The sequence below is a fragment of the Streptomyces sp. R44 genome, from assembly GCF_041053105.1.
GTDB lineage: Bacteria > Actinomycetota > Actinomycetes > Streptomycetales > Streptomycetaceae > Streptomyces.
On the sequence record NZ_CP163444.1, the window covers coordinates 5,756,824 to 5,779,885 of the forward strand.

Sequence of the window (23,062 nt, forward strand, 5' to 3'; positions counted from 1 at the left end):
TTACGGGCGCGGGGCTTCGCGCTCCACGTACCGCTCGATCGCCTTCAGTTCACGGCGGGCGCCGACCGGGGTGCCGTAGGTGCGGTCCCAGGTCACCGGGGCGACCGTGACGTGGCCCTTGTCGAGCAGCCAGGTGGAGTCGGCGTCCTTCCGGCCCTCGGCGCACTCGCCCTCGCCGGTGCCGTCCACGGGGCAGAGGCCGAGGGTGATGTCGAAGGAGTCGCCGCCGCCGCGCTGCTCGAAGGCGTGGTAGACGACGGCGCCGTCCCCGACGCGCGTCCAGACCGGGGCTCCGGCCCGCTGTCCGGCGCTGACGTCGGGGTAGTCGACCTTGAGGGCGAACGCCGGGGTGAGCAGGTCGCGTTGTCTGAGGCCGGCGACGAAGCGGGCGCCGAACTCGGCGTTGGCGCGGTAGTTGACCCGGGGGAAGGACGTGTTCGTCTCGTCGCCGGAGGAGGAGAAGGCGATCGCGGGGACGTTCTGGTCGATCGCGGCGACGGCGGCGCCGACGGTGCCGGAGTCGTTCACGCTCGCGGAGACGTTGGGGCCGGAGTTGATGCCGGTGAGGACGAGGTCGGGGGCCCCGGTCCAGCCGGCCTTGGCCTTGAGGCCCGCGCGGAGGGCGAGCTTGACGGTGTCGGCGGGGGTGGCGGACGGGGAGTCCTTGGTGCAGGGGCCGTCGGCGAGGCAGACGCCGTAGACGGCGCCCCCGGAGGGTGCTGCGGCGCAGTCGTCCTCGTAGCCGGTGGGCAGGGCGGTGCGGCGCTGGGCTGTGAGGACGCCGCCGTTGGTGACGGCGGTGCCCTTGCCGGACTGGACCTGCCAGGGCGCCATGACGACGACGTCGGCCCCGGCGGCGCACATCGCGCGGCGGAGCTCGTACAGGCCGAGACCGTCGGAGTTGCTCGCCTTCGCCGCCTGCATCGAGTCGTCGTTGGAGATCAGGATCCGCATCCCGGCGAGGGGGAGGGCCTTCTCGGTGCTGTCGGGAGTGGTGGCGTAGGCGGTGGCGCCGGCGGCGGCGAGTACGGCGGCCGCTGCGGACAGTGCGAGGTACGAGCGCATGCGTACGGTCCCTTCATGAGCATGACATGCGGGTAGCGGGAGAGGATCCGGGGCCCGGCCCCCCACGGGCAGGCCCCGGATCCGGCGCGGGGTCGTCAGATGCCCCGCGGTCTGGGGGGGAGAGCTCAGATCTCCAGGCCGTGGCCGTGCGGGAACACTGGATCCACCGTGTCGTTCGGCACGTCCGGCCGGGACGCCTCCACCGCCGCCATCGAGCGCGGCAGCTCGAACGGCAGCCTTCCCTCCGCCTTCGCGCGGCCGAAGGCCACGTCGAGGAGGGCCTCGTCGCTCGCGCCGTAGTCGGCGATCAGCGCCGCCGCGTGCTCGGCGATCTCCGGCAGGACGGCCGGCCGCTCCAGGTTCACGCAGACCACCGTGGGGACGGCCGCCAGGAGGGCCAGGATCCCGTCCAACTCCTCCTGGCCGAAGGCGAGGCTGCCGGAGTGGAAGAAGGACTCGAACCGGTTCGGCCGCTCCTCGTACGGGGTGCGGAGCCGCAGCACCGCCAGGTCGGCCTCGGCCGGGTCGGCGACGACCTCGCCGTAGGCGGCCGCGACGGCCGGGTCGACGTTCTCCACGTACAGCCTCGGCCGCCCCGGGAGGGGGAGCGGGCCGTCGGTGAGCACGGTGAGCGAGCGGCGCTGGGCGGCGGCGCCCGCGGCCGTGAAGTCGGCCCGGCCGACCGTCTCGGCGGCCTCGTCGGGGTCGACGTACCGGCGCTCGTCGAAGAGGCCCAGGAGGAACTTCTCCCGCAGCAGCCGTCGTACGGAGGCGTCGATCCGCGCCTCGGGGACGCGGCCCGACGTGACGAGCTCCACGATCACCTCGGGGCACTCCTCGCCGCCGAACTGGTCCGCGCCCGCGTCCAGCGCCTTCGCGGCCCGCTCGGCCACGCTCAGGTGCTCGACGCCCCAGGCGCGGGCCTCGTGCATCTCGCCGAAGATCGGGGCGTCCTGGAGGAGGCCCCAGTCGGTGCAGACGATGCCGGTGAAGCCGAGTTCCTCGCGGAGCAGGCCCGTGATGACGCCCTTGTTGAAGCCGAAGCCGACCTCCTCCCAGTCGGTGCCGATCGGCTGGCCGTAGTACGGCATCATCTGCGAGCAGCCGGCGGCGATCGCGGCCTTGAACGGCTCCAGGTGGTGCTCGCGCATCCCGCCCGGGTACACCTGCTCCTTGCCGTGCGGGAAGTGCGGGTCCTCGCCGTCCTTCTGCGGCCCGCCGCCGGGGAAGTGCTTGACCATCGCGGCGACCGAGTCCGGGCCGAGCTCGGGGCCCTGGAGGCCGCGCACGTACGCCTGGACCAGCTCGCCCGTCAGCTGGGCGTCGGAGCCGAAGGTGCCGGACTGGCGGGACCAGCGGGGTTCGGTCGCGAGGTCGATCTGCGGGTGGAGCGCGGTGCGGAAGCCGACGGAGAGGTACTCGCGGCGGACGGTGTCGGCGAAGCGGAAGACCAGTTCCGGGTCGCCGATCGCGGCGAGGCCGAGCGCCTCCGGCCAGGCCGAGAAGGCGCCGGCGTTGAAGGAGGCGCCGATGTTGTCGGTGAAGGCGTGGCGGGGGTCGGTCGAGAGGGAGACGGGGATGCCGAGCCGGGTGCTCGCGGCCATCTCCTGGATCGCGTTGTGCCAGAGGGCCATCTCGCGGGCGCCGTAGGTGCCGAGCAGGTTGAAGTGGGTCAGCTGCCGGTCCTGGACGAGCTGCGGGGCGGTGGGTTCCAGGGTGTCGCCGTCGGTCCCGGTCACCGGGGTGCCGTCGGCGTTCATCGTCAGCATCGTGTGGAAGAGCTGTCCGGCCTTCTCCTCCAGGGTCATGCGGGAGAGGAGGTCCTCGACGCGCTCGTCCACGGGGCGGGTGGAGTCCTGGTACGGGTGCATGGCTGGCTCCGGGGCTACTCGACCGAGGGCGTGGGGAGGCTCCGCCGGTCACGGGCCGGCGGTGGTGCCGGCCTCTGGCGTCCTCAGGCTAAGCGTGAAAACCGAGTACCCACTAGGTTTTGTGTTTGTGTCCTGGATCACAGGACGAAGGGGGCTTTTCCGGCCCGGTTAAGGTGGCCGCATGGCGGAGAACACGGGCCGGACGACCCGCAGGAGCGAGGGCAGGGGCAGCTACGCGGTCGGTGACGCGCGCCGCCGGAAGATCCTGGACACCGCCGTCGACCACTTCGGGCAATGGGGCTTCCACGCCTCCTCCCTCGCCCGGATCGCCCACGACTGCGGCATCACCCAGGGCGGCCTGCTCCACCACTTCCGCAGCAAGGAGGACCTGCTCCTCTCCGTCCTCGCGCAGAGCGAACAGCACGACGTGGAGCGCCTGTTCGGCGTCGAACCCGAGTCGTACGCCGCCTATCTGGAGACCCTCGTCGCCCTCATCGAGGAGAACACCCGGCGCCCCGGCATCGTCCGGATGTTCAACGTCCTGGTGGGCGAGTCCGGGAACGTCGGCCACCCCGCCCACGCGTACTTCAAGGAGCGCTACGCGCGCGTGCTCCGGCACACCGTCGAACTCCTGGAGGCGGCTGTGGCCTCCGGTGAACTCCGCCCCGACCTCGACTGCCCGGCCGTCGCCCAGGAACACCTCGCCGTGATGGACGGCCTCCAGATCCAGTGGGCCCTCGACCCGTCCTCGATGGACATGCCGGCCCGGGTCGGCGCGTACCTCCGGCGCCGGTACGCGGAGATCGCGGCGCCCCGCGACTGACTCAGGACCCGGCCGTGGCGGGCCGCGCGCCGCGCCACGCGTACAGCGCGGCACCGGCCGTGAACGCGGCCACCGCGACCGTCCACGCCCCGCGCTCCGGGCCCGGCTGCATCGCCCACGCCCACCAGGCGGCCGTACCGCCCGGCTCGGCAGGGGCCGCCAGAGCCACCGCGCACAGATACAGCGCGGGCGGGAGCCAGCTCAGACGGGCCCCGACCAGCGCGGCGGCGCCCGCCGCCACACCCACCAGACCCAGCGTGTTGCGTACGGCGGCGGGCGCGCCGAACTCCTCCTGGTGCCCCGGCACCGCGAGGGCGAGCAGGACGCCGGCGAGCGCGGTCGCGGCCAGGAGATGGGTCAGCCGGCGGGGCCACCACGCGCGTACCGCCGTACGGTCCAGCTCGTCGCTCGGCGCGTACAGACCGGTGCCGATCACCGCCGCGGCGAGCAGCGGGCCGAGGGCCACGACCGGCAGCCGCACCGAGGGATCGGCCCCCGGCAACGACACCAGCCACCGGGCCGCCCATCCGGCGGCCACCGCCGTGCCGACGAGGACGGCGAGGGCGCCGGGCAGGGCGCGCGAGCGGGCGTACAGCCTCAGGCCGCTCACGGGATCGGCACCTCGTCCGGGTGGCAGGGGTTCGCCGCCAGGTAGCGGGCCAGGTAGTCGCGCTGGGCGGCGGGGGACTTGGCGTTCAGCCGGTCGATGTACGGCTGCGTTCCGGCGACGTCGGGTCCGAAGCCGTCCGGAGTGGGGGCCAGCCACTCGATGACCGCGGCGTTGACGGTCATCGCCCGCTCGGCGTCCGGGCCGGTGAGGTCGCCCGGCCGGCACGTGTCCGAGAACAGCTGCATCACGGCGAAGTTCCGGTACAGATCCGCGCGTTCGATCCGCCCCCGCACGGCGTCCGCCGTGGGATCCAGCAGTTCCACGTCGCCGGGGCGCGGGTCGAGGGGGCCGGCCGCCCAGCGGGCCGGCGCGCCCGGCAGGCCCCTGAGGCGCGCGTTCAGCGGGGCGAGGGCCTCCGACACGGCCGGAAGCAGCTTCCCGTCGAGAGCCGTCACGCACACGCGGGGAGTGCCGCTGTCGCAGACCGCGCGGGTCAGGGCCGGATCGGGGCGCCACGGGCCCCGGTCCGACGGCAGCCGCAGGATCAGCCCCGCGGCGGCGACCGCGACGGCCAGCGGGACCAGCGCCAGCGCCCGCAGGCGGGCCGTGCGCGCCCCGTACGCGAGGAGCGCGGCCAGGGCGAGCCCCGCCGTCCACGCCACCGACACCGGCCCGAACCACCACACCGTCCGGTCCCAGGCGTACCTGTACTCGACGGCCGGGCCCAGCCAGCGGGCCGCCGCCTGCGTGTACGTACCGATGGCGAGGCCCACGTACCCGACGACCCCCAGGAGCGGGGCCGTCAGCCGCCAGGGGACGAGCCGCCCGGCGAGATGGCCGAGCACGCCGAGGCAGGCGACGGCGACCGCGTCGGCGGCGAGCAGTTCGAGGAAGGGGCGGCCGGCGGAGACGTACGGCCAGGTCGCCAGGAGACACACGGCGTCGGCGACCAGCACCCCGGCGACGGGCCACAGCGCGGACGGGGCGACGGCCACCAGGAGCCGGCGCAGCGGGGAGCGGGGGACGGACTCCCACAGCTCCGTCGTGCCGCGCCGCCGGTCCCGGCCGCCCTGCCAGCCGCCCGCCGCGAGCGCGAGGGGCCCGCCGAGCAGCCCGACGGCCACGTGCAGCAGTCCCGTCACGTCGGTCCAACGGGTCTGCCACTCGGGGGCCTTGCCGTACATCGCCACCAGCACGGTGAGCGCCACGGCGGCACCGGCCCAGGGCCCGAGCCCGCGTCGCAGCTCGGTCCGGAGCGGGGAAACGGTCCGTACGCGCGCGGGTGCGTCCGTACGGGGCGGGGTGAGGGTACCGGTCACGGGCGGGGCTCCTCTCCGCGGGCGGGGGCGGACGGCGTTGTCTGCCCAGACGGCGTCGTGGTCATCGCAGCGGCTCCCTCTCCCGGCCCTCGGGGCTCCGGTGGGCGCGCAGTGCGGCGGTGTAGCCGCGTTCCACCGCGCTCGTCGTGGTGTCGTCCGGTCCGGCCGACTCGCCGCCTAGCGCGGCGAGTTCCGCCGTCGTGCCCTGGAAGGCGAGCCGTCCCGCCTCGATGAGGGCGACGTCGGTACAGGCCGCCGCCACGTCCTCGACCAGGTGGGTCGAGACCACCACCGTCGCGCGCGTACCGAGCTCCCGCAGCAGCTCCCGGAAGTCGACGCGCTGCTCCGGGTCGAGTCCGGCGGTCGGCTCGTCGAGCAGCAGCAGCTCCGGCTCGTTGACGATCGCCTGCGCGATCCCCGCGCGCCGCACCATCCCGCCCGACAGCGTCTTCATGCGCGCGTCGATCCTGTCCCCGAGCCCGACCCGGCGGACCGCACGCTCCACGGCCGCCGGGACGCGGTCGGCCGGCAGCTCCTTGAGCCAGGCCACGTACGCGACGAACTCCCGCACCGTGAAGGCCGGGTAGTAGCCGAACTCCTGCGGCAGATAGCCGAGCCGGCGCCGGATCGCCGTGCGCTCGCCATGGCCGGCGGAGTCGGCGCCGAGCAGCTCCACCCGGCCGGCGGAGGGCGCGGAGACGGTCGCGAGGACCCGGATGAGGGAGGTCTTCCCGGCGCCGTTCGGGCCGAGCAGGCCGTGCACGCCCGGCCCGAGGGAGAGGTCGAGCGCGTCGAGCGCGACGGTACGGCGGTGCCGGACGGTCAGTCCGGTCACCGCGACGGTGGCCGAGGGGTTCACCGGGTCTCCAGGTGGTCGAAGGAACGGCGCCGCAGCGCGAGGAGGGCGGCGCAGACGAGGGCGGCGGCGGCCCAGGCCCCCTGCACGGCGGAACCGGCGAAGTAGCGGGCGACGCCGGCCGCCCCCGCGGGCCCGAGGAGGGGGCCGGCCACGGCGAGCAGCCACCCGCCGCCGAGCGTCGCGGCCGCCGCCCGGCAGCCGACGAACGAGCCGAGCGCGAGCGCGGCCAGGGTCAGCGCCAGGCCGGGGAGGAGCCAGGCCGCCGCCCCGGGGAACCCGGCCACCGGGGGCAGCAGCGCGCCGCCGGCGGTCAGCAGGGGCACGCAGACGGCGAGGACGGCGGCGGTACGGGTCAGCAGCAGCCGCAGACCGCCCGACGGGGTGGAGGCGGTGATCTCGTACAGCGGGTCGGCGTGCCGTCCGTACGAGACGGCCACCCCGGCGAGCGGCAGCAGCGGGGAGACCGCGAGCAGCCAGCTCCGGGCCCCCCGGAACCCGGCCCCGTGGGCGAGCGCGAACGCCCCGCCGAGCACGAGCACCACGGCCACCACCCAGGACCCCCGCAAGGCGGGTCCGGCGGCCCACCAGATCCGCGCCCCCCGGCCGACGGGGTGCGCGACGGAGGGCCCGCTGGGGCGGGCCGGGCCCGCACGCCCGCGCGTGGTGGCCGTGCCGCCGGGGCGGGCCGGGGCCGCATGCCCGCGCGTGGTGGTCGTTTCCGGTGCGTGGCCCAGGGACCCCAGGAGTTCCGCGCGGACGGACGCCAGGGCCGGGCCCGCCCTTCCCGCGCGGACCGCCGCCGAGACGCGTGACGCGCACGGGCCGCAGGACTCGACGTGCTTCTCCAGGGACCAGGCGTCCGTCTCGGGGGCCGCGCCCGACGCGTACCGGTGGGCCAGGGCGTCGGAGACGTGCCAGGGGGCCGTCATGCGGTGCCTCCCAGAGGGTGCGGGCCGAGCGCGGCGCGGAGTTCGCGGCGGGCGCGCAGGGCGCGGGTCTTGACGGTGCCCTCGGGTATGCCGAGCAGCCGGGCCGTCTCGCGGGTGGTCAGGCCGTCGACGACGGTGGCCCGCAGGACCTCGGCGAGCTCGGGCGAGATCCGGTCGAGGGCGGCGCCGACCTCCCCGTACTCCAGGCCCGCGAGCACCCGGTCCTCGGCGGAGGGAGCCGGGGCGGGCGGTTCGGTGGGCCGGGCGGCGGCGCGTTCGGCCCGGGCGCCGGCCCGGCGCGCGTCCACCAGGCGCCGGGCGGCGATCACCCAGAGCCAGCCGCCCGCCTCGCCCCGGCCCCGGTGGCCGCCGGCCGAGCGCCAGACCGTGACGAAGGTGTCCTGGAGGACCTCCCGCACGGTCTCCTCGTCCGGGCAGCGCCGGGCCAGCCGGGCGTACAGCCAGCCGGCGTGCCGGTCGTAGAGCACGGCCAGCGCCTCGGCGTCCCCCCGGGCGACCGCGCGCAGCAGCGCCGCGTCGTCGTCCTCGTCGCCCCCGGAGGGGCCTCCCCCTGCGGGGCGCAACAGTCTCACGCCCTCTCTATCGCCCGGAGGCCCTCACCCGGTTCACGGGTTGGTCGGCGGCCCGCCCTCCGGGAGGGCGGCGAAGACGCGCTGGAGGGCGGCCGGGTGCTCGTGGTCGTCCGCGACGACCAGGCGGTGGCGGTACGTCACGTAGTACTGGAAGCCGTCCGGGATCGGGCTGCCCGTCGGGCGCTCCGGTACCAGGGCGAACGCCGGGTCCTCCAGGGCCGCCCGCAGTTCGGCCGCCTCGGCGGGGGTCTGCTTGCCGGTCCGGGGCGGCTTCGTGCCGGAGCGGCTGGTCCAGCTGCCGTCGTAGTGGACGACGAGCTGGTTGCGGACGCCGGCGAGGCCGCCGTTGACGACGACCTCGACGAGGACCTCGCTCGGCTGCGGCTCCGCCGCCGGTGTGCCGGGCTCCGTCGTGGGGCTCGGCGAGGCGGGCGCGCTCACGCTCGACGGCGATCCGCCCGGGGCGGGCGGCACCTCGGGGCCGCAGCCGCTCACGCCGCCGGCCAGGACCCCCGCGAGCAGCAGGGCCCCGCACCACGTCCACCTTCCGCGTACGCCTCGCACCATGGATCGAGCATGCCCCGTCCGGGGCCCCGCGCGCAGCCGGACGGGCCGGATTCCTCCCGTCGGTCGCCCACGCGCGACCCCACCCCGTCCGTCGCGTCGCCTCAGGCGTCCTCGGGGCCCGTCCGGACGATTCCGGTGAGCGGCCCCCGGTAGCGCCAGTCCAGCGAGTCGTACAGGGCGAGGCCGTCCGTGGTCGCGGCGAGCACCCCGGTCGCGGCGCCCGCCTGCGCGGCGGCTGCCTCCAGGGTGCGCATGACGTTCGCGCCGAGGCCCCGGCGCCGGTGCGCGGGGTCGGTCTCGATCTGGTCGGCGACGGCGGTGGAGCCGGTCGGGGCGATCTGGCCACGGGCGGCGAGGGTGCCGTCGGGGGCGAGGATCCGGACCCGGATGACCCCGTCCTCGACCTCGGTCGTCCTGGCGTACCCCTCGGGCGGCGCGGGGCGGGCGCCGGGGTCCAGCGGCTTGACCATCATGAAGCCCGGGTCGTCGGGGACCGTCCACCCTTCGGTGATCCACGGCGCCACCTCCTCGGGGCCCGCCATCACCTTGAGCCAGCTGTACGGCGCGGTCAGCCGGGCGCAGAGCGCACCGACGGAGGCCGCGTCGGGGGCCGGCAGCACGTGCCGTACGACGTGCCGGGGCAGGCCGACGTCGATCCGGTAGCCCCAGGGCTCGGGGACGGCGGACGGCGTGCCCCGGGAGACGGTCCAGCCCGCCACCCAGGCATCGGTAATGGCTGATATATCCATGCAGGCATTACATCGGCTCCACGCGGATGCGTGCGAGGGTGATCGCTCAGAGCGAACGAACGTCCGGGAACATCCCCGGGCTCACCAGCATTGAGTGCGTATAGCTCAACTTGACTGCCGAAGGGGAGATCATGGCTTCTGAGTCCATGGCGTCCGTGCCGCTCACTCTGCCTGTGCTGCCGCTCGACGACGAGGTCGTGCTGCCCGGAATGGTGGTGCCGCTGGACCTGTCCGACACCGACGTACGGGCCGCCGTCGAGGCCGCCCAGGCCGCCGCGCGCACCGGAGCGGGCAAGCCCCGCGTCCTGCTCGTGCCGCGGGTCGACGGAACCTACGCCGGCACCGGCGTCCTGGGCATCGTCGAGCAGGTCGGGCGCCTGTCCGACGGCGATCCCGGCGCCCTCATCCGCGGCCTCGGCCGCGTCCGCATCGGCGCCGGCACCACCGGCCCCGGCGCCGCCCTCTGGGTCGAGGGCAGCACCGTCGAGGAGACCCTGCCCGACCCGCTGCCCGGCTCCGTGACCGAACTGGTCAAGGAATACAAGGCGCTGGCCACCAGCTGGCTCAAGAAGCGCGGCGCCTGGCAGGTCGTCGACCGCGTCCAGCAGATCGACGGCGTCGGCGCCCTCGCCGACAACTCCGGCTACTCGCCCTTCCTCAGCGTCGAGCAGAAGGTCGAACTCCTGGAGACCGCCGACCCGGTCGCCCGCCTCAAGCTCGCCACCGCCCAGCTCCGCGAGCACCTCGCCGAGCAGGACGTCGCCGAGACCATCGCCAAGGACGTCCAGGAGGGCGTCGACAAGCAGCAGCGCGAGTTCCTGCTCCGCCGCCAGCTCGAAGCCGTCCGCAAGGAGCTCCGCGACCTCAACGGCGAGGCCGAGGGCGACGAGTCCGACGACTACCGCGCCCGCGTGGAGGCCGCCGACCTGCCCGAGAAGGTGCGGGAGGCCGCCCTCAAGGAGGTCGAGAAGCTGGAGCGGTCCAGCGACCAGTCCCCCGAGGGCTCCTGGATCCGCACCTGGCTCGACACCATCCTCGAACTGCCCTGGAACGAGCGGACCGAGGACGAGTACGACATCCGCGGCGCCCGCGCCGTCCTGGACGCCGAGCACGCCGGCCTCGACGACGTGAAGGAACGGATCACCGAGTACCTCGCGGTCCGCAAGCGGCGCTCCGACCGCGGCCTCGGCGTCGTCGGCGGCCGCCGCGGCGGCGCCGTCCTCGCCCTCGTCGGCCCGCCCGGCGTCGGCAAGACCTCCCTCGGCGAGTCCGTCGCCCACGCCATGGGCCGCCAGTTCGTCCGGGTCGCCCTCGGCGGCGTACGGGACGAGGCGGAGATCCGCGGCCACCGCAGGACGTACGTCGGCGCCCTGCCCGGCCGGATCGTCCGCGCCATCAAGGAGGCCGGGTCCATGAACCCGGTGGTCCTGCTCGACGAGATCGACAAGGTCGGCTCCGACTTCCGCGGCGACCCCGCGGCGGCGCTCCTCGAAGTCCTCGACCCCGCGCAGAACCACACCTTCCGCGACCACTACCTGGAGGTCGAACTCGACCTCTCCGACGTCGTCTTCCTGGCCACGGCCAACGTCCTCGAAGCCATCCCGGAGGCGCTCCTCGACCGCATGGAGCTGGTGCGCCTCGACGGCTACACGGAGGACGAGAAGGTCGTCATCGCCCGTGACCACCTGCTCCCGCGCCAGCTGGAGCGGGCCGGTCTGGAGCCGGGCGAGGTCGTCCTGGAGGAGCCGGCGCTGCGCAAGCTGGCCGGCGAGTACACCCGCGAGGCCGGCGTCCGCACCCTGGAGCGGTCGATCGCCCGGCTGCTCCGCAAGGTCGCGGCCCAGCACGAACTGGGCGACCGCGAGCTGCCGTTCGCCATCGGCCCGGAGGACCTGCGGGAGCTGATCGGGCGTCCGCACCACGTGCCGGAGTCGGCCCAGGACCCGGCGGAGCGGCGGACGGCCGTGCCCGGTGTCGCCACCGGACTCGCCGTGACCGGCGCGGGCGGTGACGTCCTCTTCGTGGAGGCCTCCCTCGCCGACCCGGAGACGGGCGCCGCCGGTCTGACCCTCACCGGTCAGCTGGGCGACGTGATGAAGGAGTCGGCGCAGATCGCGCTCTCCTTCCTCCGCTCGCACGGCGCGGAGCTGGAACTGCCCGTCACCGGCCTCAAGGACCGTGGCGTGCACATCCACTTCCCGGCGGGCGCGGTGCCCAAGGACGGGCCGAGCGCGGGCGTCACCATGACGACCGCCCTCGCCTCCCTGCTGAGCGGCCGGCTCGTCCGTACGGACGTGGCCATGACCGGCGAGGTCTCCCTCACCGGCCGGGTGCTGCCGATCGGCGGCGTGAAGCAGAAGCTCCTCGCCGCGCACCGGGCGGGCATCACGACCGTCGTGATCCCCAAGCGGAACGAGGCCGACCTGGACGACGTCCCGGCCGAGATCCTGGAGAAGCTGGAGGTCCACCCGGTGACGGACGTCCGCCAGGTCCTGGAGATCGCCCTGGCGCCGGCGGTGGTGCCGGTGGACGTGGCCGCGTAACTCCCCTTCCGCCGGAGCGGGGTGCCGATCCCGGCACCCCGCTCCGGCATACCCGGATCTCGTTACCCGGATGTCGGTCCGGGCTGGCATGCTCGTACGCATGAACGACGACGCCTTCTGGGCTCTCATCGACGAGTTGGGCCGCCGCCCCGGTGACCGGGACGAGCGCCTCGAATGGCTCCGGACGGAGCTGATACGGCGTCCGGCGGCCGAGAGCGTGGAGTTCCAGGTGCACCTGGAGAGGGCGACCGAGCGCGCCGACACGCGCGCGGTGTGGACGGCGGCCGACCGGATCGAGGGCGGCGACTGCACGGACGACGGCTTCCACTACTTCACGCTCTGGCTGGTGGGCCAGGGACGCAAGGTGTACGAGTCGGTCCTCGCCGACCCGGACGCGCTGGCCGACGTGCCCGGGGTACGGGCCCTGGTGGGCCGGCACCACGATCAGTGGGACGACGACGAGTGGCCCGAGTGGGAGGAGCTCGACTACGTCGCCCAGGACGCCTGGGACGAGCTGACGGGCCAGGAGGGCGACGACGGCGAGGAGTTCCTCGACGCCGTCGAGGAGGCGGAGGACGCCGCGGAGGCGGCGGGGGAGTGGGAAGAGGACGAGGAGCCCCGGGAGTCTCGGCCGGAGGGGTTGGCGATACCCCGGCTCACCGCCCTCTTCCCGCCCGCTGCCTCCGGCGTCTAGGTGCTGCCGCCCAGCTGCCTCCGGCGACTGGGCGGTTCGGCCTAGGACGCGGAGGAGTTGCGGCGGCGGCCGAGCAACAGACTGCCCGCGGCGAAGGCGGCGAGGGCGCCCGCGCCCGTGAGGGCCATCGGGAGCGGAGAGGAGGGGGCCTCGGCCGCCTCGGCGGAGAGGGCCGGAGGCTGCTCGTCGCCGCCGTGGCCCGCGTGGCTCACGGTGGAGAGCGAGGCGCCCGCCGCGATCTTCGCCTCCGTCGGGGCCTGCGGCTGCGTCTGGGCCGTCGCCGTCGTGGCCGTGCCGCCGAAGGTGACGTCCGAGCAGCTGTAGAAGGCCTCGGGGCTGTCGTTGCGCTGCCAGATCTTGTAGACGATGTGGCGGCCGGTGCGGGCCGGCAGGTTGCCCGTGAAGGTGTAGAAGCCGTCCGTCGCCGTGCGGGTCGTGTTGTAGACGGCGACCGGGGTCGGGTCCAGGTCCGACCACTTCAGGGGCCGGGTCGGGTCGAAGCCCGCCTTGGTGAGGTAGACCGTCATCGTGCCCGAGTGCGGGGCCGTCACCCGGACCTTGAAGTCGAAGGAGCCGGCGGCGACGGCGGTCGAGGGCCAGTCGGTGCGCGCCCAGTCCAGGGCCCGGTACTTCTCGCGGTTGGCCGAGCAGAGCTTGCCGTCCGGGATGAGGGCCTGGTGCTGCCCCGCGGCGTTGGCGATGTTGACCTCGTTCCAGTCGTAGAGCGGCTGGGTGCCGGAGTCGGCGACGAGGTCCTTGCACACCTGCGACTTGGGCGTCTCGGGGCCCTCGGCGTAACAGGCCGCCACCCGGCTCACGGGGTTGAAGACGGCCCCGTGGGCACCGGCCGCGGCGGGGGTGAGACCGACGAGGGCGGCGGCCGACAGGGCGGAGGCGGCGACGGCGGTGGTGCGGCGGTAGGAGGGCATGCGGGGGCTCTCTCTCGTGCGTGGGGGAGTACGGAACGAGCAACGCGCGCGGGACGCACGGGAGTTGGAACCCGGCGACCGCCGTAGAGCCTCGCATTGGTCCATACCAATGGGCAAGGGGGCGGGTGGAAAAAGCCGAAGCGGCCCCCCGGGGGTGCCGCGCACCCGGGAGGCCGCCGTGGAGCGGAGAGGGAGCGGGACCGGCCGTCGCCGGCGCCCGCGCGGAGAGGGAGCGGGGCCGGCCGTTCGCCGGCGCCCGCGGAGAGGGCGCGGGGTCAGCCGTTCGCGAGCGCCTGCACGCGCGAGTAGTCCCCGTTGAAGTGGTTGTGGTCGCCGACCGTCGGGCCGGAGGAGGTGTACTGCCAGATCGTGTAGTACGGCCAACCGGCGGGGAGTTCGCCGACCTCGGAGGCGTACCGCGCGATCCACAGCGGGTTGGTGGAGGAGAAGGCCGCGGAGTTGCCGGTGCACTGCTTCCACCAGCTCGTGGCCGTGTAGATCACCGGGTCGCGGCCCGTCCGGTACTTGTACCGGTTCACGAAGTCCTGGATCCAGGCGACCATGCCGGACGCCGTCTTGCCGTAGCAGGTCGCGCCGTACGGGTTCCACTCGATGTCCAGCACGCCCGGCAGGGTCCTGCCGTCCCCCGACCAGCCGCCGCCGTTGTTGACGAAGTAGTCGGCCTGGGCCGCTCCGCTCGTCGTGTCCGGGGTGGCGAAGTGGTAGGTGCCGCGGATCATGCCGACGTTGTAGGAGCCGTTGTACTGCTGGGTGAAGTACGTGTTCTTGTAGTACGTGCCTTCCGTCGCCTTGACGTAGGCCCACTTGACCCCGCTGTTCCACAGCGTGGACCAGGCCACGTTGCCGTTGTGGCTGGAGACGTCCACGCCTTCCGTCTGCGCGGCCAGGACCGAGACGCCGCCGGGCTTGGCGCCCTGGCCGTCGTGCGCGATCACGCCCATGCCCATGTAGGCGGAGCCGCGCGCGGGGACCGCCTGCCGGGCGCCGGGGTCCTGGGCCGCGGTGGCGGTGCCGGAGAGGCCGAGGGGGAGGAGGAGGGCCAGGGCCGCGAGGGCGGCGCCGGCGAGGGTCGTTCCGGATCTGTGCACACGCATTGCGTGCCTCCGAAAGGCTCGGTGGGGGAGCGGTGGCGGCAGGCATGGCGACGAGTCCTGGAATGGACATGTCATTCAGGGCTGCCGGAGAAGACGCTACGCACGTAGACCCGCCCGGCGGAAGGGGGCCTGGTTGCCGCCGTTGGTCTACGCCTGCGAAATACTGAAGGAGCTGCGGCGATGGACGCCCCGGCAAGAAACTTTCAGCGACCGGAAAGCGCGCGGGAGGTGCTGACGTGCACGGAAGCGGTACGGGAAATGAAGGCCGGGCCACCGCCGGAGGTGGTGTGGACCAGGAATTCCTCGCACTCGAACGGGAACTGGCGGTCTTCCTCCGCCGCGCCCGCGCCCAGTCCGGCGAGATGGCCCGCGAGGTCCACCCCGAACTGGAGCCCGCCGCCTACGGGCTCTTCGTACGCCTCGACGACGCCGGACCCCAGCGGGCCACCGAACTCGCCGGGTACTTCGGCGTCGGCAAGGCCACCATGAGCCGCCAGCTCCGCGCCCTGGAGGACCTCGGGCTCGTGGCCCGCGACCCCGACCCGGCCGACGGCCGCGCCTCGCTCGTCCGCCTCACCGAGGAGGGCCGCAGCCGCTTCCGCAGCGTCCGCGACGCCCGGCGCGAACGCTACGTCCGCAAACTCGCCGACTGGGACCGCGCCGAGGTCGCCGAACTCGCCCGGCTCCTGAACCACTTCAACGTCCGCTCGGAGGGCTGACCGCCGGGCCGGGGATCCAGCGGGATCAGTGGTCCGAAAGCTCCGCGTACACCGCCGTCGCGTCGTCGTGGAGCTTCCAGCGGCGCACCCCGCCGGCCCGCGCGTCGGCCGCCTCCAGGGCCCGCACCCGGCGCAGCAGCCCCGCCGGGCCCTCCTTGCGCAGGACACCGAAGCAGTCCGCCCAGTCGCCCTCGCCGAACAGCTCCACCCAGCGGCTCGCCCCGTCCGTGAGCGCCCCCAGGGCCCGCACCTCCGCCCGCGGGGTCGTCCCGGCCACCGCCCGCTCCGCGACCGCCGGGTCCGCCGCGGCGGTGAAGAAGCCGCCCTCCCGGTTCCGCAGCCGGTCCGTGGCGGCCAGGGACCGCCGCACCTCGTCCGGCACCCGGTCGAGCCGGTCGTCGAGCACGGCCCGCACCGCCCCGTCCGGCGCCTCCAGGAGGAGGACGGAGTCGGAGAGGACGAGGTGCTCGACCGACTCCTCGTCCCAGCGGGCGAGCACCACGGTCGCCTGCGGCGTTCGCACGTGAGAAAGGTCACAGGTGTCGCGGTGGGCGTCCGCGGTGCGCCGGATTGCCAGCGAAAGGATCTCGGACAGGGGCATGTCCCGGCGGGAACCGGACAGTTCGGTCAAAGCCCCGCCCAGTCGCGCGGTGAACCACGGGACCGTGTGCACACAACCGTCATCACCGGGGGGAGGCGTGACGCCGTCGAGCAGCACGACCGTCCCCCCGCTCCCCGACGCGGGCAGAGCGGCGGCCACCCAGTCCTCGTTGGGGCGTTCGGGGCTGCCGGGGAGGGAGGCGACTTCGCTGCGCATGCCCTCCAGTGTGCCCGCGCCCGCGCAATTCCCGGGGAACTCCTTCACGGGACCTGCAAATGACCGGAAATGGCCTGTACCAACCCGGCAGAAGCGGCGCGAGAGGCGGAACGGCCACCTCCGGCGAGCTGCGGGCGGGCATCCTGCCAAAGCCCGCCCGGAAGATCCAACCGGCGCCCCGCAAAGGCCCCCGACGCGCGCCGCCGGAAGTTGTTCGCCAACTACCGAGTGTTGTTCACTCGTTCGGGTGGCGGAGCGGCCGATGCCCGTCCCCTTGCCGGAAGCGCTGGAATGGTCGGAAGCCGTACCAGGGGTGGGGGCGCTCCATGTGACCGGCCGTCACCTCTGCTTCATCGGCGGACGAATCAAGAATGCGAGCACCGGTGCAGAAGAAGCGGCCTCGGAGCAAGAACGGCACGCAGAGCCAGACCCCCGGTGAGCCGCAGGCCCCGGCCGGCCGGCCCAAGCGCGTCCGCAACCGGCTGGTCGCCGGCGTCGCCCTCGTCGGCGTCACCGTCCTCGCCGCCGGAGCCCCCGCGATCCTCGCCGCCTCGACCGAGCTCACCGAGTCCCAGCGCCTCGTCACCCTCGCCGAACTCGACCGGCAGGCCGTCACCCTCGCGCACTCCCTCGCCGACGAGCGCGACGAGGTCGTCGCGTACATCGCCGCGGGCCGCGACGCCCAGACCGGCGACGCCAAGCACAAGCGGCAGATCACCGACGCGCGGTCCACCCGGGTCGACCGCCAGATCGACGAGATCCGGCCCGCCGCCCCCACCGAACTCCGCCGCGACCTCGCCACCGTCCCCTCCGTCCGCCGCGCCGCCCTGACCGGCAAGGGCACGGCCCTGGAGGCCCACAAGGCGTACTCGGACATCATCGGCAAGCTCCAGGCCCTCGCCGACGAACTCGCCGACAAGACCCCGGCCCGCGCCTCCGACGCCGCGCTGACCGAGGCCACCCGCGCCCCCGCCGCCCTCGGCCGTGCCGTCGAACAGGCCTCCGCCACCCGCAGCCTGCTCCTCGCCGCGCTCTCCGTGCCGCAGCCCGAGCCCACCGGGGACGTCCACTACGACGAGCGGACCGGCACCTACGTCGCCGACGAACCCGCGGGCGCCGCCGAGGCGGAGCGCGCCCGCGACGGCCTGAGCGCCGCCGCCCAACAGGCCCGCGTCCGCGAGCTCGCCGCCCTCGGCGACTTCGACCAGGCCGCCGGTGCCACCGCCCGCGACTCCCTCGCGGCCACCGTCACCGGCCCCGACGTCAAGACGGCCGAGCTCGCCCTCGGCACCCTCACCGACCAGCCCAAGCTGACCGAGGCCGAGCGCCGCACCGACCCGACCGCCCTTGAGGCCGCCCTCTCCGCCCGCATCGAGCAGATGCGCGGCGTCGAGTCCGCCCTCGCCACCGAGCGCGTCGAACGCCTCGCCGCCCTCCGCGACGACGACGTCGAAGCCCTCGAACTGCGCATCGCCTTCCTCGGCGGCTGCCTCCTCGTCGCGATCGGCATCTCCACCTACGTCGCCCGCACCCTCACCCGGCCGCTCGCCGTGCTCCGCCTCGGCGCCGCCCGGCTCGCCGCCGCGCCCGAGCCGCACGCCGAGGAAGCGATCCGCTTCACCGGCCGCAACGACGAGTTCGCGCAGGTCGTCCGCTCGCTCAACGCCCTCCAGGGCAAGCTCGCCGGCCTCGCCGCGCAGACCGAGCGGCTCACCGACGAGCGCGCCGACCTGGCCGCCGCCAAGGAGGCCGTCGGCGCCGAACTCGCCGCCCAGCGCGCCGAGCTCCAGGGCCGGGTCGCCCTCCTGACCGCCGACCTCGAACGGCTCAGGAACTCCGTCCACCACACCTTCGTGAACCTCTCGCTGCGCAGCCTCGGGCTCGTCGAGCGACAGCTCGGCGTCATCGAGAAGCTGGAGGAGCGCGAGCAGGACCCGGACCGCCTCGCGACCCTCTTCAAGCTCGACCACATGGCGACCGTGATGCGCCGCCACAGCGAGAACCTCCTCGTCCTCGCCGGTCACGAGCACGTCCACGGCCACGCCGGGCCCGTCCCGCTCGTCGACGTGCTGCGCGCCGCCGTCAGCGAGATCGAGCGGTACGAGCGGGTCACCATCCAGTCCCTGCCGCCGCACGCCCAGGTCGCCGGCTTCGCCGCGGACGACCTGAGCCACCTGGTCGCGGAACTCCTGGAGAACGCCACCTCCTTCTCGCCGCCCGACGCCGAGGTCCAGCTCGCCGGCTGGCTCCTGGAGAGCGGCGAGGTGATGCTCTCCGTGCAGGACGCGGGCATCGGCATGGCCCCCGCCCGGGCCGCCGAGCTCAACGCGCGCCTCGCCGAGGCCGACCCGGAGGCCTTCGAGGGCGAGGGCCTCGGCATGCGGGTCGTCGCCCTGCTCGCCGCCCGCCACGGGGTGCGCGTCGAACTGCGCGAGCAGAAGCCGGGCGGTACGGCGGCCGTCGTGGTCCTGCCGCTGCCCCTGCTGCCCACCACCCCGCCGACGGCCGTGTCGGAGCCCGTACGGGTCGCGGGCGCCGCGCCCGTGCTCCAGCTGCCCGGCTCGGCCGCCGAGGCCAACTCCAACACCCTGCCGTCCCGCCACCGCGACCCGCTCGTGGAGGCGGCGGAGGCCGCGTTCCTGGCGGCGGAGACGAGCCCGGCGCAGGAGCCGGAGGCGGCAGAGGCGTACGAGCCCGAGCCCGAGCCCGCGCCGGTGGAGGCGTACGAGCCCGAGCCCGCGCCGGTGGAGGCGTACGAGCCCGAGCCCGCGCCGGTGGAGGCGCCCGAGCCCGCGCCGGAGCCGGAAGCCGCCCCGTACGCGTCCGTCTCCGAGACCACGCTCCAGGTCCGGCTGCCCGACCCGCCGCCGGAGCCGGACACCCACGAGCGCGCCGCCGACGGCGAGGAGACGGCTCACGCCGAGGCGTCCACCGCCGAAGTCCCCGGACCGCGCTCCGGACAGTGGGAGCGGGTCACCGACAAGGGCCTGCCCAAGCGCACCCCCCAGGTGGTCAAGCAGGCGGGCGGCCCCACCGCGCCCCGCCAGGGCAGCGTGGACGCGGAGGCCCTGCGCCGCCGGCTCGGCGGCTTCCACCAGGGCGCCAAGGCCGGGCGCCGGGACGTGGAGGCGGAGCTGGACACGGCACGCATAGAAGCCGCGAGGACTGCACGTACAGAGGAGATGACGGGGGACACAGTCGAGGAGGCACGCAGTTGACCGCGACGGGAACGTTCGGACTGAGCACGGAAGCCCGCAACCTGCAATGGCTGCTGGGGAATCTGGTGGAGGAGGTCCCGGGTGTCCGCTCGGTGGCCGTCGTCTCCTCCGACGGCCTGATGCTGCTCTCGTCGGACCCTGCCACCCAGCAGGCCGCGACGGGCGCCGCCGAAGCCCGCCGGCCCGGCGGACCGCGCGGCTCCAGCGCCGATCTGGCGACCATCGTCTCCGGCATCGGCAGCCTCACCGTCGGCGCCGCCCGGCTGATGGACGGCGGCGGGGTCAAGCAGACGATGGTGGCCATGGAGGAGGGCAGCGTCTTCGTCATGTCGATCAGCGACGGCTCGCTGCTCGGCGTGCACGCCACGCCCGACTGCGACATGAGCGTCGTGGCGTACCACATGGCGCTCTTCGTGGGCCGCGCCGGTCACGTCCTCACTCCCGAAGTCCGCAGTGAGCTGCGCAAATCGATGGAGAGCACCCAGTGACGTCGATGTCATCGGCTCATCACGCCTTCAAGCTGCCGGTACGGGGAGAGGGGCGCCGCCCCGCGCGCGTGCGCCCGTACTCGCTGACCGGCGGCCGTACCCGCTTCGGGCACATCCTGCTCGTCGAGACCTTCGTGGCCGCGCTCGAAGCGCCCGCCGCCCGCAAGGTCCTGACGGACGGCGGCCCGGCCGCCCGCGGGCTGATGCCGGAGATGCGGGCCATCGTCGAGATCTGCCGCCGGATGCGGACGGTCGCGGAGATCTCGGCGCTTCTCAAGATGCCGTTGGGTGTCGTCCGGGTGCTGCTCAGCGACCTGGCCGACCAGGGAAAGATCCGTGTGTACGGGACCGGTCACGGCACCGGCCAGCCCGACCGCGCGCTCCTCGAAAGGGTGCTGAGTGGACTCCGTCGTCTCTGACGCCACCGCCGTCTCCGAAACTCCGGCGGTCGCCGGCATCCCCGCCCAGCCGGGCCCCGAGGATCCCGTGCTCGACACCGAAGAGGGCGCGCAGGACTGGCAGCTCGACCACTCCCGCGCCCCGATCGCGACGAAGATCGTCGTCGCGGGCGGCTTCGGCGTCGGCAAGACCACCTTCGTCCGCGCCGTCTCGGAGATCACCCCGCTCCAGACCGAGGCGCTGATGACCCGGGCGAGCGAGGACACCGACGACCTCACCGCCACCCCGGACAAGCTCACCACCACGGTGGCGATGGACTTCGGCCGGATCACCCTCGACAACGACCTGGTGCTGTACGTCTTCGGTACGCCGGGACAGCAGCGCTTCTGGTTCATGTGGGACGACCTGGTACGCGGGGCGATCGGGGCGATCGTGCTCGCCGACACCCGCCGGCTCACGGACTGCTTCCCGGCGCTCGACTACTTCGAGAGCTGCGGGCTGCCGTACATCGTGGCCGTCAACCACTTCGAGGGCACGGAGCTGTTCGAGGCGGACGACGTCAGGGAGGCCCTGACCGTGCCCGCGCACGTACCCGTGGTGATCATGGACGCGCGCAAGCGGTACAGCGTCGTCGAGAGCCTGCTCGCGATGGTCGCGCACGCGCTCGAAGCCACCCCGGAATAGTTCCCACCGTCGCAACACTCGCAGGAGCCCCGCCCATGCGGAAGATACTCATAGTCGGCGCCGGCCAGTCCGGCCTGCAGCTCGCCCTCGGCCTCCAGTCGCAGGGGTACGAGGTCACCCTCATGTCGAACCGGACCGCGGACGAGATCCGCAACGGCCGGGTCATGTCCACCCAGTGCATGTTCGACACCGCCCTGCAGCACGAGCGGGACCTCGGGCTCAACTTCTGGGAGTCCCAGGCCCCCCGCATCGAGGGCCTCGGCGTCTCCGTCGCCGGCCCCGACTCCGCCCGCCTGATCGACTGGGTCGGCCGGCTCGACGGGTACGCCCAGTCCGTGGACCAGCGCGTGAAGATGGCCGGCTGGATGGACACCTTCGCCCAGCGCGGCGGCCAGCTGGTGATACACGGCGCGGCCGTCGGCGACCTGGACTACTTCTCCCGCAGCTACGACCTGGTGCTGGTGGCGGCCGGGAAGGGCGAGCTGGTCTCCATGTTCGGCCGGGACGCCTCCCGTTCGCCGTACAGCGAGCCGCAGCGCGCCCTGGCCGTCGCGTACGTCCACGGCCTCGGCCCGCGCCCCGAGCACCCCGAGTTCGACGCGGTGCGCTGCAACATCGTCCCGGGTGTCGGCGAGCTCTTCGTCATGCCGACCCTCACCACCGGCGGCCGCGCCGACATCCTCTTCTGGGAGGGGATACCCGGCGGCCCCGTCGACGCCTTCCGGGGCGTCAAGGACCCCTCCGAGCACCTCGCCCTGACGCTGGAGCTGATGGAGAAGTTCCTGCCCTGGGAGTACGCGCGGGCGACGAAGGTCGAGCTGACCGACGCGGGCGGCACCCTCGCCGGCCGGTACGCGCCGACCGTCCGCAACCCCATCGGCCGGCTCCCCGGCGGCGGCCTGGTCCTCGGCGTCGCCGACGTCGTCGTCGCCAACGACCCGATCACCGGCCAGGGCTCCAACTCGGCGTCCAAGTGCGCCGCCGCGTACCTCGCCGCCATCGTCGAGCAGGGCGACAAGCCCTTCGACGAGGAGTGGATGCAGGGTGCCTTCGACCGCTACTGGCAGACGGCCGAGCCCGTCACCAAGTGGACGAACGCGATGCTGGCGCCCCCGCCGGAGCACATCCTGAACCTCCTCGGCGCGGCCGGCCAGCTCCAGCCGATCGCCGACCGCTTCGCGAACGGCTTCAACGACCCGGCCGACTTCGAGAACTTCTTCTTCGACCCGGAGAAGACGAACGCGTACCTGGCCGAGGTCGCGGGCGGCTGATCGAGGCCTCCGGTCGACGGCCGGCGCCCGTGTGATGCGGGCCGGCCGTCGAAATCCGGTCGATGTGGCGCGTTCGCATGCCCGATCATGGGGGCATGCCCCAGCAGAACACCCTCGCCCGCGTGGACGCGGACCTGGCCGCCGGCCGTGTGCCGATGGCGCGCCAGCGCCTGCGCGGACTCGTCTCCTCGTTCCCGTACGACCTGACCCTCCGCCGCCGGCTGGCCGAGGTGTACCGGCTGTACGGCGACGCGGCGGAGGCGGGGCGGTGGTCGTACCTCGAAGAGGACCGGCGTCCGGACGAGACCGCCGCCTTCGAGGAGCGGTACGGGTCTCCCGCCCGGCGGATGAAGGCCCTCGCCTGGCGCGGGCCCGAGGCGCTGGCCGCCACCGCCTTCGCCGAGGAGCAGCTGGTCGCGCTGCGCACCGCCCGCGCCGAGGAGCTCGGGCGGGCGGTCGACTGGGACGACCCGGCTTCCTACGAGGAGGACGCGGACGAGGAGCACGTGCCGGCCGACGACGGCTGGACGGTCGGCGGCTTCGTCCTGGGCGCCGGCTGCCTGGTGGGCCTGGTCGCCTTCGGGTTCCTCTGGGTGCTCGGGGTCATCTCGCTCTTCAGCGACTGACGGCCCTCCTCCGCGCGGCGGACCGCGAGCGGGGTCAGGAGGCCCGTCAGGGCGAACAGGGCGCCCACGGCGAACCAGCCGGGGCGGCCCCAGCCGATGCAGAGCGCGATGAGCAGGCCGGGGCCGAGGGCCTCGGAGAGACCCGCTCCCAGGCCGAAGACGCCGAGGTACTGG

22 protein-coding genes are annotated in these 23,062 nt (G+C 74.1%); 10 read left to right on the forward strand and 12 right to left on the reverse strand.

Annotated features, from left to right (window positions below):
- Positions 1–1,065: a 5'/3'-nucleotidase SurE gene (surE, locus tag AB5J54_RS26940; protein ID WP_369146482.1), complete on the reverse strand. Its 1,065-nt coding sequence runs from the start codon at positions 1,063–1,065 to the stop codon at positions 1–3.
- Positions 1,066–1,190: 125 nt separating this feature from the next.
- Positions 1,191–2,936 (reverse strand): glycoside hydrolase family 3 protein, encoded by a 1,746-nt coding sequence (locus AB5J54_RS26945; RefSeq protein ID WP_369146483.1) that lies wholly within the window; start codon positions 2,934–2,936, stop codon positions 1,191–1,193.
- A 181-nt stretch (positions 2,937–3,117) separates the two neighbouring features.
- Between AB5J54_RS26945 and AB5J54_RS26950 the strand changes: the two genes are divergently transcribed.
- Positions 3,118–3,759 (forward strand): TetR/AcrR family transcriptional regulator, encoded by a 642-nt coding sequence (locus AB5J54_RS26950; RefSeq protein WP_369146484.1) that lies wholly within the window; start codon positions 3,118–3,120, stop codon positions 3,757–3,759.
- 1 nt (position 3,760) lies between these two features.
- Here AB5J54_RS26950 and AB5J54_RS26955 read toward each other — a convergent pair whose 3' ends face one another.
- The 7 genes from AB5J54_RS26955 to AB5J54_RS26985 all read right to left on the reverse strand — a co-directional run bounded on the left by AB5J54_RS26955 (position 3,761) and on the right by AB5J54_RS26985 (position 9,385).
- Positions 3,761–4,369, reverse strand: a complete 609-nt coding sequence (locus AB5J54_RS26955) for a hypothetical protein (RefSeq protein WP_369146485.1) — start codon at positions 4,367–4,369, stop codon at positions 3,761–3,763.
- Positions 4,366–5,688, reverse strand: a complete 1,323-nt coding sequence (locus AB5J54_RS26960) for a hypothetical protein (protein WP_369146486.1) — start codon at positions 5,686–5,688, stop codon at positions 4,366–4,368. The genes AB5J54_RS26955 and AB5J54_RS26960 overlap by 4 nt, the downstream gene beginning before the upstream one ends.
- Before the next feature lie 61 nt (positions 5,689–5,749).
- Positions 5,750–6,547, reverse strand: a complete 798-nt coding sequence (locus AB5J54_RS26965) for an ABC transporter ATP-binding protein (RefSeq protein ID WP_369146487.1) — start codon at positions 6,545–6,547, stop codon at positions 5,750–5,752.
- Entirely contained in the window at positions 6,544–7,476 is a 933-nt protein-coding gene (locus tag AB5J54_RS26970; RefSeq protein WP_369146488.1) for a zf-HC2 domain-containing protein, read from the reverse strand. Before AB5J54_RS26970 ends, AB5J54_RS26965 begins: the two co-directional genes overlap by 4 nt.
- Positions 7,473–8,069 (reverse strand): RNA polymerase sigma factor, encoded by a 597-nt coding sequence (locus AB5J54_RS26975; protein ID WP_369146489.1) that lies wholly within the window; start codon positions 8,067–8,069, stop codon positions 7,473–7,475. The genes AB5J54_RS26970 and AB5J54_RS26975 overlap by 4 nt, the downstream gene beginning before the upstream one ends.
- Positions 8,070–8,102: 33 nt before the next feature.
- The gene (locus AB5J54_RS26980) at positions 8,103–8,636 is read right to left on the reverse strand and encodes a hypothetical protein (protein ID WP_369146490.1); all 534 of its coding nucleotides are present in this window, start codon (positions 8,634–8,636) and stop codon (positions 8,103–8,105) included.
- Positions 8,637–8,737: 101 nt separating this feature from the next.
- Positions 8,738–9,385, reverse strand: a complete 648-nt coding sequence (locus AB5J54_RS26985; RefSeq protein ID WP_369146491.1) for a GNAT family N-acetyltransferase — start codon at positions 9,383–9,385, stop codon at positions 8,738–8,740.
- A 131-nt stretch (positions 9,386–9,516) separates the two neighbouring features.
- On the opposite strand from AB5J54_RS26985, the gene lon reads away from it, so the two are divergent.
- Positions 9,517–11,928, forward strand: coding sequence for an endopeptidase La (lon, locus tag AB5J54_RS26990; protein ID WP_369146492.1), 2,412 nt, complete (start codon positions 9,517–9,519; stop codon positions 11,926–11,928).
- A gap of 100 nt (positions 11,929–12,028) precedes the next feature.
- Complete coding sequence (locus AB5J54_RS26995; RefSeq protein WP_369146493.1) at positions 12,029–12,622, forward strand: DUF4240 domain-containing protein; 594 nt, start codon at positions 12,029–12,031, stop codon at positions 12,620–12,622.
- A gap of 41 nt (positions 12,623–12,663) precedes the next feature.
- On the opposite strand, the gene AB5J54_RS27000 is transcribed toward AB5J54_RS26995, so the two are convergent.
- Both AB5J54_RS27000 and AB5J54_RS27005 read right to left on the reverse strand, forming a co-directional pair.
- Positions 12,664–13,551 carry a lytic polysaccharide monooxygenase gene (locus tag AB5J54_RS27000; protein ID WP_369146494.1) on the reverse strand — a complete coding sequence of 296 codons (888 nt, stop codon included), beginning with the start codon at positions 13,549–13,551 and terminating at the stop codon, positions 12,664–12,666.
- A 275-nt stretch (positions 13,552–13,826) separates the two neighbouring features.
- Positions 13,827–14,666 (reverse strand): lysozyme, encoded by an 840-nt coding sequence (locus AB5J54_RS27005; protein ID WP_369146495.1) that lies wholly within the window; start codon positions 14,664–14,666, stop codon positions 13,827–13,829.
- A gap of 236 nt (positions 14,667–14,902) precedes the next feature.
- Between AB5J54_RS27005 and AB5J54_RS27010 the strand changes: the two genes are divergently transcribed.
- Positions 14,903–15,385, forward strand: coding sequence for a MarR family winged helix-turn-helix transcriptional regulator (locus AB5J54_RS27010; protein WP_093874101.1), 483 nt, complete (start codon positions 14,903–14,905; stop codon positions 15,383–15,385).
- A gap of 25 nt (positions 15,386–15,410) precedes the next feature.
- Here AB5J54_RS27010 and AB5J54_RS27015 read toward each other — a convergent pair whose 3' ends face one another.
- Positions 15,411–16,202, reverse strand: coding sequence for a hypothetical protein (locus AB5J54_RS27015; RefSeq protein ID WP_369146496.1), 792 nt, complete (start codon positions 16,200–16,202; stop codon positions 15,411–15,413).
- A gap of 371 nt (positions 16,203–16,573) precedes the next feature.
- Here AB5J54_RS27015 and AB5J54_RS27020 point away from each other — a divergent pair, with 371 nt between their 5' ends.
- The 6 genes from AB5J54_RS27020 to AB5J54_RS27045 all read left to right on the forward strand — a co-directional run bounded on the left by AB5J54_RS27020 (position 16,574) and on the right by AB5J54_RS27045 (position 22,888).
- A complete protein-coding gene (locus AB5J54_RS27020; RefSeq protein ID WP_369146497.1) occupies positions 16,574–19,420 on the forward strand; it encodes a nitrate- and nitrite sensing domain-containing protein in 2,847 nt (948 codons plus the stop codon).
- Entirely contained in the window at positions 19,417–19,908 is a 492-nt protein-coding gene (locus AB5J54_RS27025; RefSeq protein WP_369146498.1) for a roadblock/LC7 domain-containing protein, read from the forward strand. Before AB5J54_RS27020 ends, AB5J54_RS27025 begins: the two co-directional genes overlap by 4 nt.
- Positions 19,909–19,913: 5 nt before the next feature.
- Complete coding sequence (locus AB5J54_RS27030; protein WP_041134250.1) at positions 19,914–20,327, forward strand: DUF742 domain-containing protein; 414 nt, start codon at positions 19,914–19,916, stop codon at positions 20,325–20,327.
- A complete protein-coding gene (locus AB5J54_RS27035; RefSeq protein ID WP_369146499.1) occupies positions 20,308–20,991 on the forward strand; it encodes an ATP/GTP-binding protein in 684 nt (227 codons plus the stop codon). The genes AB5J54_RS27030 and AB5J54_RS27035 overlap by 20 nt, the downstream gene beginning before the upstream one ends.
- Before the next feature lie 35 nt (positions 20,992–21,026).
- Positions 21,027–22,262: a styrene monooxygenase/indole monooxygenase family protein gene (locus tag AB5J54_RS27040; RefSeq protein WP_369146500.1), complete on the forward strand. Its 1,236-nt coding sequence runs from the start codon at positions 21,027–21,029 to the stop codon at positions 22,260–22,262.
- A gap of 95 nt (positions 22,263–22,357) precedes the next feature.
- Positions 22,358–22,888 carry a DUF6584 family protein gene (locus AB5J54_RS27045; protein WP_369146501.1) on the forward strand — a complete coding sequence of 177 codons (531 nt, stop codon included), beginning with the start codon at positions 22,358–22,360 and terminating at the stop codon, positions 22,886–22,888.
- The last annotated feature ends 174 nt before the right edge of the window (positions 22,889–23,062 follow it).

Excerpts from the sequence above, each read along its gene's own strand:
- surE (WP_369146482.1), bottom strand. The coding sequence starts at position 1,065 with ATGCGCTCGTACCTCGCACTGTCCGCAGCGGCCGCCGTACTCGCCGCC.
- AB5J54_RS26945 (WP_369146483.1), bottom strand. The coding sequence starts at position 2,936 with ATGCACCCGTACCAGGACTCCACCCGCCCCGTGGACGAGCGCGTCGAG.
- AB5J54_RS26950 (WP_369146484.1), top strand. The coding sequence starts at position 3,118 with ATGGCGGAGAACACGGGCCGGACGACCCGCAGGAGCGAGGGCAGGGGC.
- AB5J54_RS26970 (WP_369146488.1), bottom strand. The coding sequence starts at position 7,476 with ATGACGGCCCCCTGGCACGTCTCCGACGCCCTGGCCCACCGGTACGCG.
- AB5J54_RS26980 (WP_369146490.1), bottom strand. The coding sequence starts at position 8,636 with ATGGTGCGAGGCGTACGCGGAAGGTGGACGTGGTGCGGGGCCCTGCTG.
- AB5J54_RS26985 (WP_369146491.1), bottom strand. The coding sequence starts at position 9,385 with ATGGATATATCAGCCATTACCGATGCCTGGGTGGCGGGCTGGACCGTC.
- lon (WP_369146492.1), top strand. The coding sequence starts at position 9,517 with ATGGCTTCTGAGTCCATGGCGTCCGTGCCGCTCACTCTGCCTGTGCTG.
- AB5J54_RS26995 (WP_369146493.1), top strand. The coding sequence starts at position 12,029 with ATGAACGACGACGCCTTCTGGGCTCTCATCGACGAGTTGGGCCGCCGC.
- AB5J54_RS27000 (WP_369146494.1), bottom strand. The coding sequence starts at position 13,551 with ATGCCCTCCTACCGCCGCACCACCGCCGTCGCCGCCTCCGCCCTGTCG.
- AB5J54_RS27005 (WP_369146495.1), bottom strand. The coding sequence starts at position 14,666 with ATGCGTGTGCACAGATCCGGAACGACCCTCGCCGGCGCCGCCCTCGCG.
- AB5J54_RS27015 (WP_369146496.1), bottom strand. The coding sequence starts at position 16,202 with ATGCGCAGCGAAGTCGCCTCCCTCCCCGGCAGCCCCGAACGCCCCAAC.
- AB5J54_RS27020 (WP_369146497.1), top strand. The coding sequence starts at position 16,574 with ATGCGAGCACCGGTGCAGAAGAAGCGGCCTCGGAGCAAGAACGGCACG.
- AB5J54_RS27030 (WP_041134250.1), top strand. The coding sequence starts at position 19,914 with ATGTCATCGGCTCATCACGCCTTCAAGCTGCCGGTACGGGGAGAGGGG.
- AB5J54_RS27040 (WP_369146500.1), top strand. The coding sequence starts at position 21,027 with ATGCGGAAGATACTCATAGTCGGCGCCGGCCAGTCCGGCCTGCAGCTC.
- AB5J54_RS27045 (WP_369146501.1), top strand. The coding sequence starts at position 22,358 with ATGCCCCAGCAGAACACCCTCGCCCGCGTGGACGCGGACCTGGCCGCC.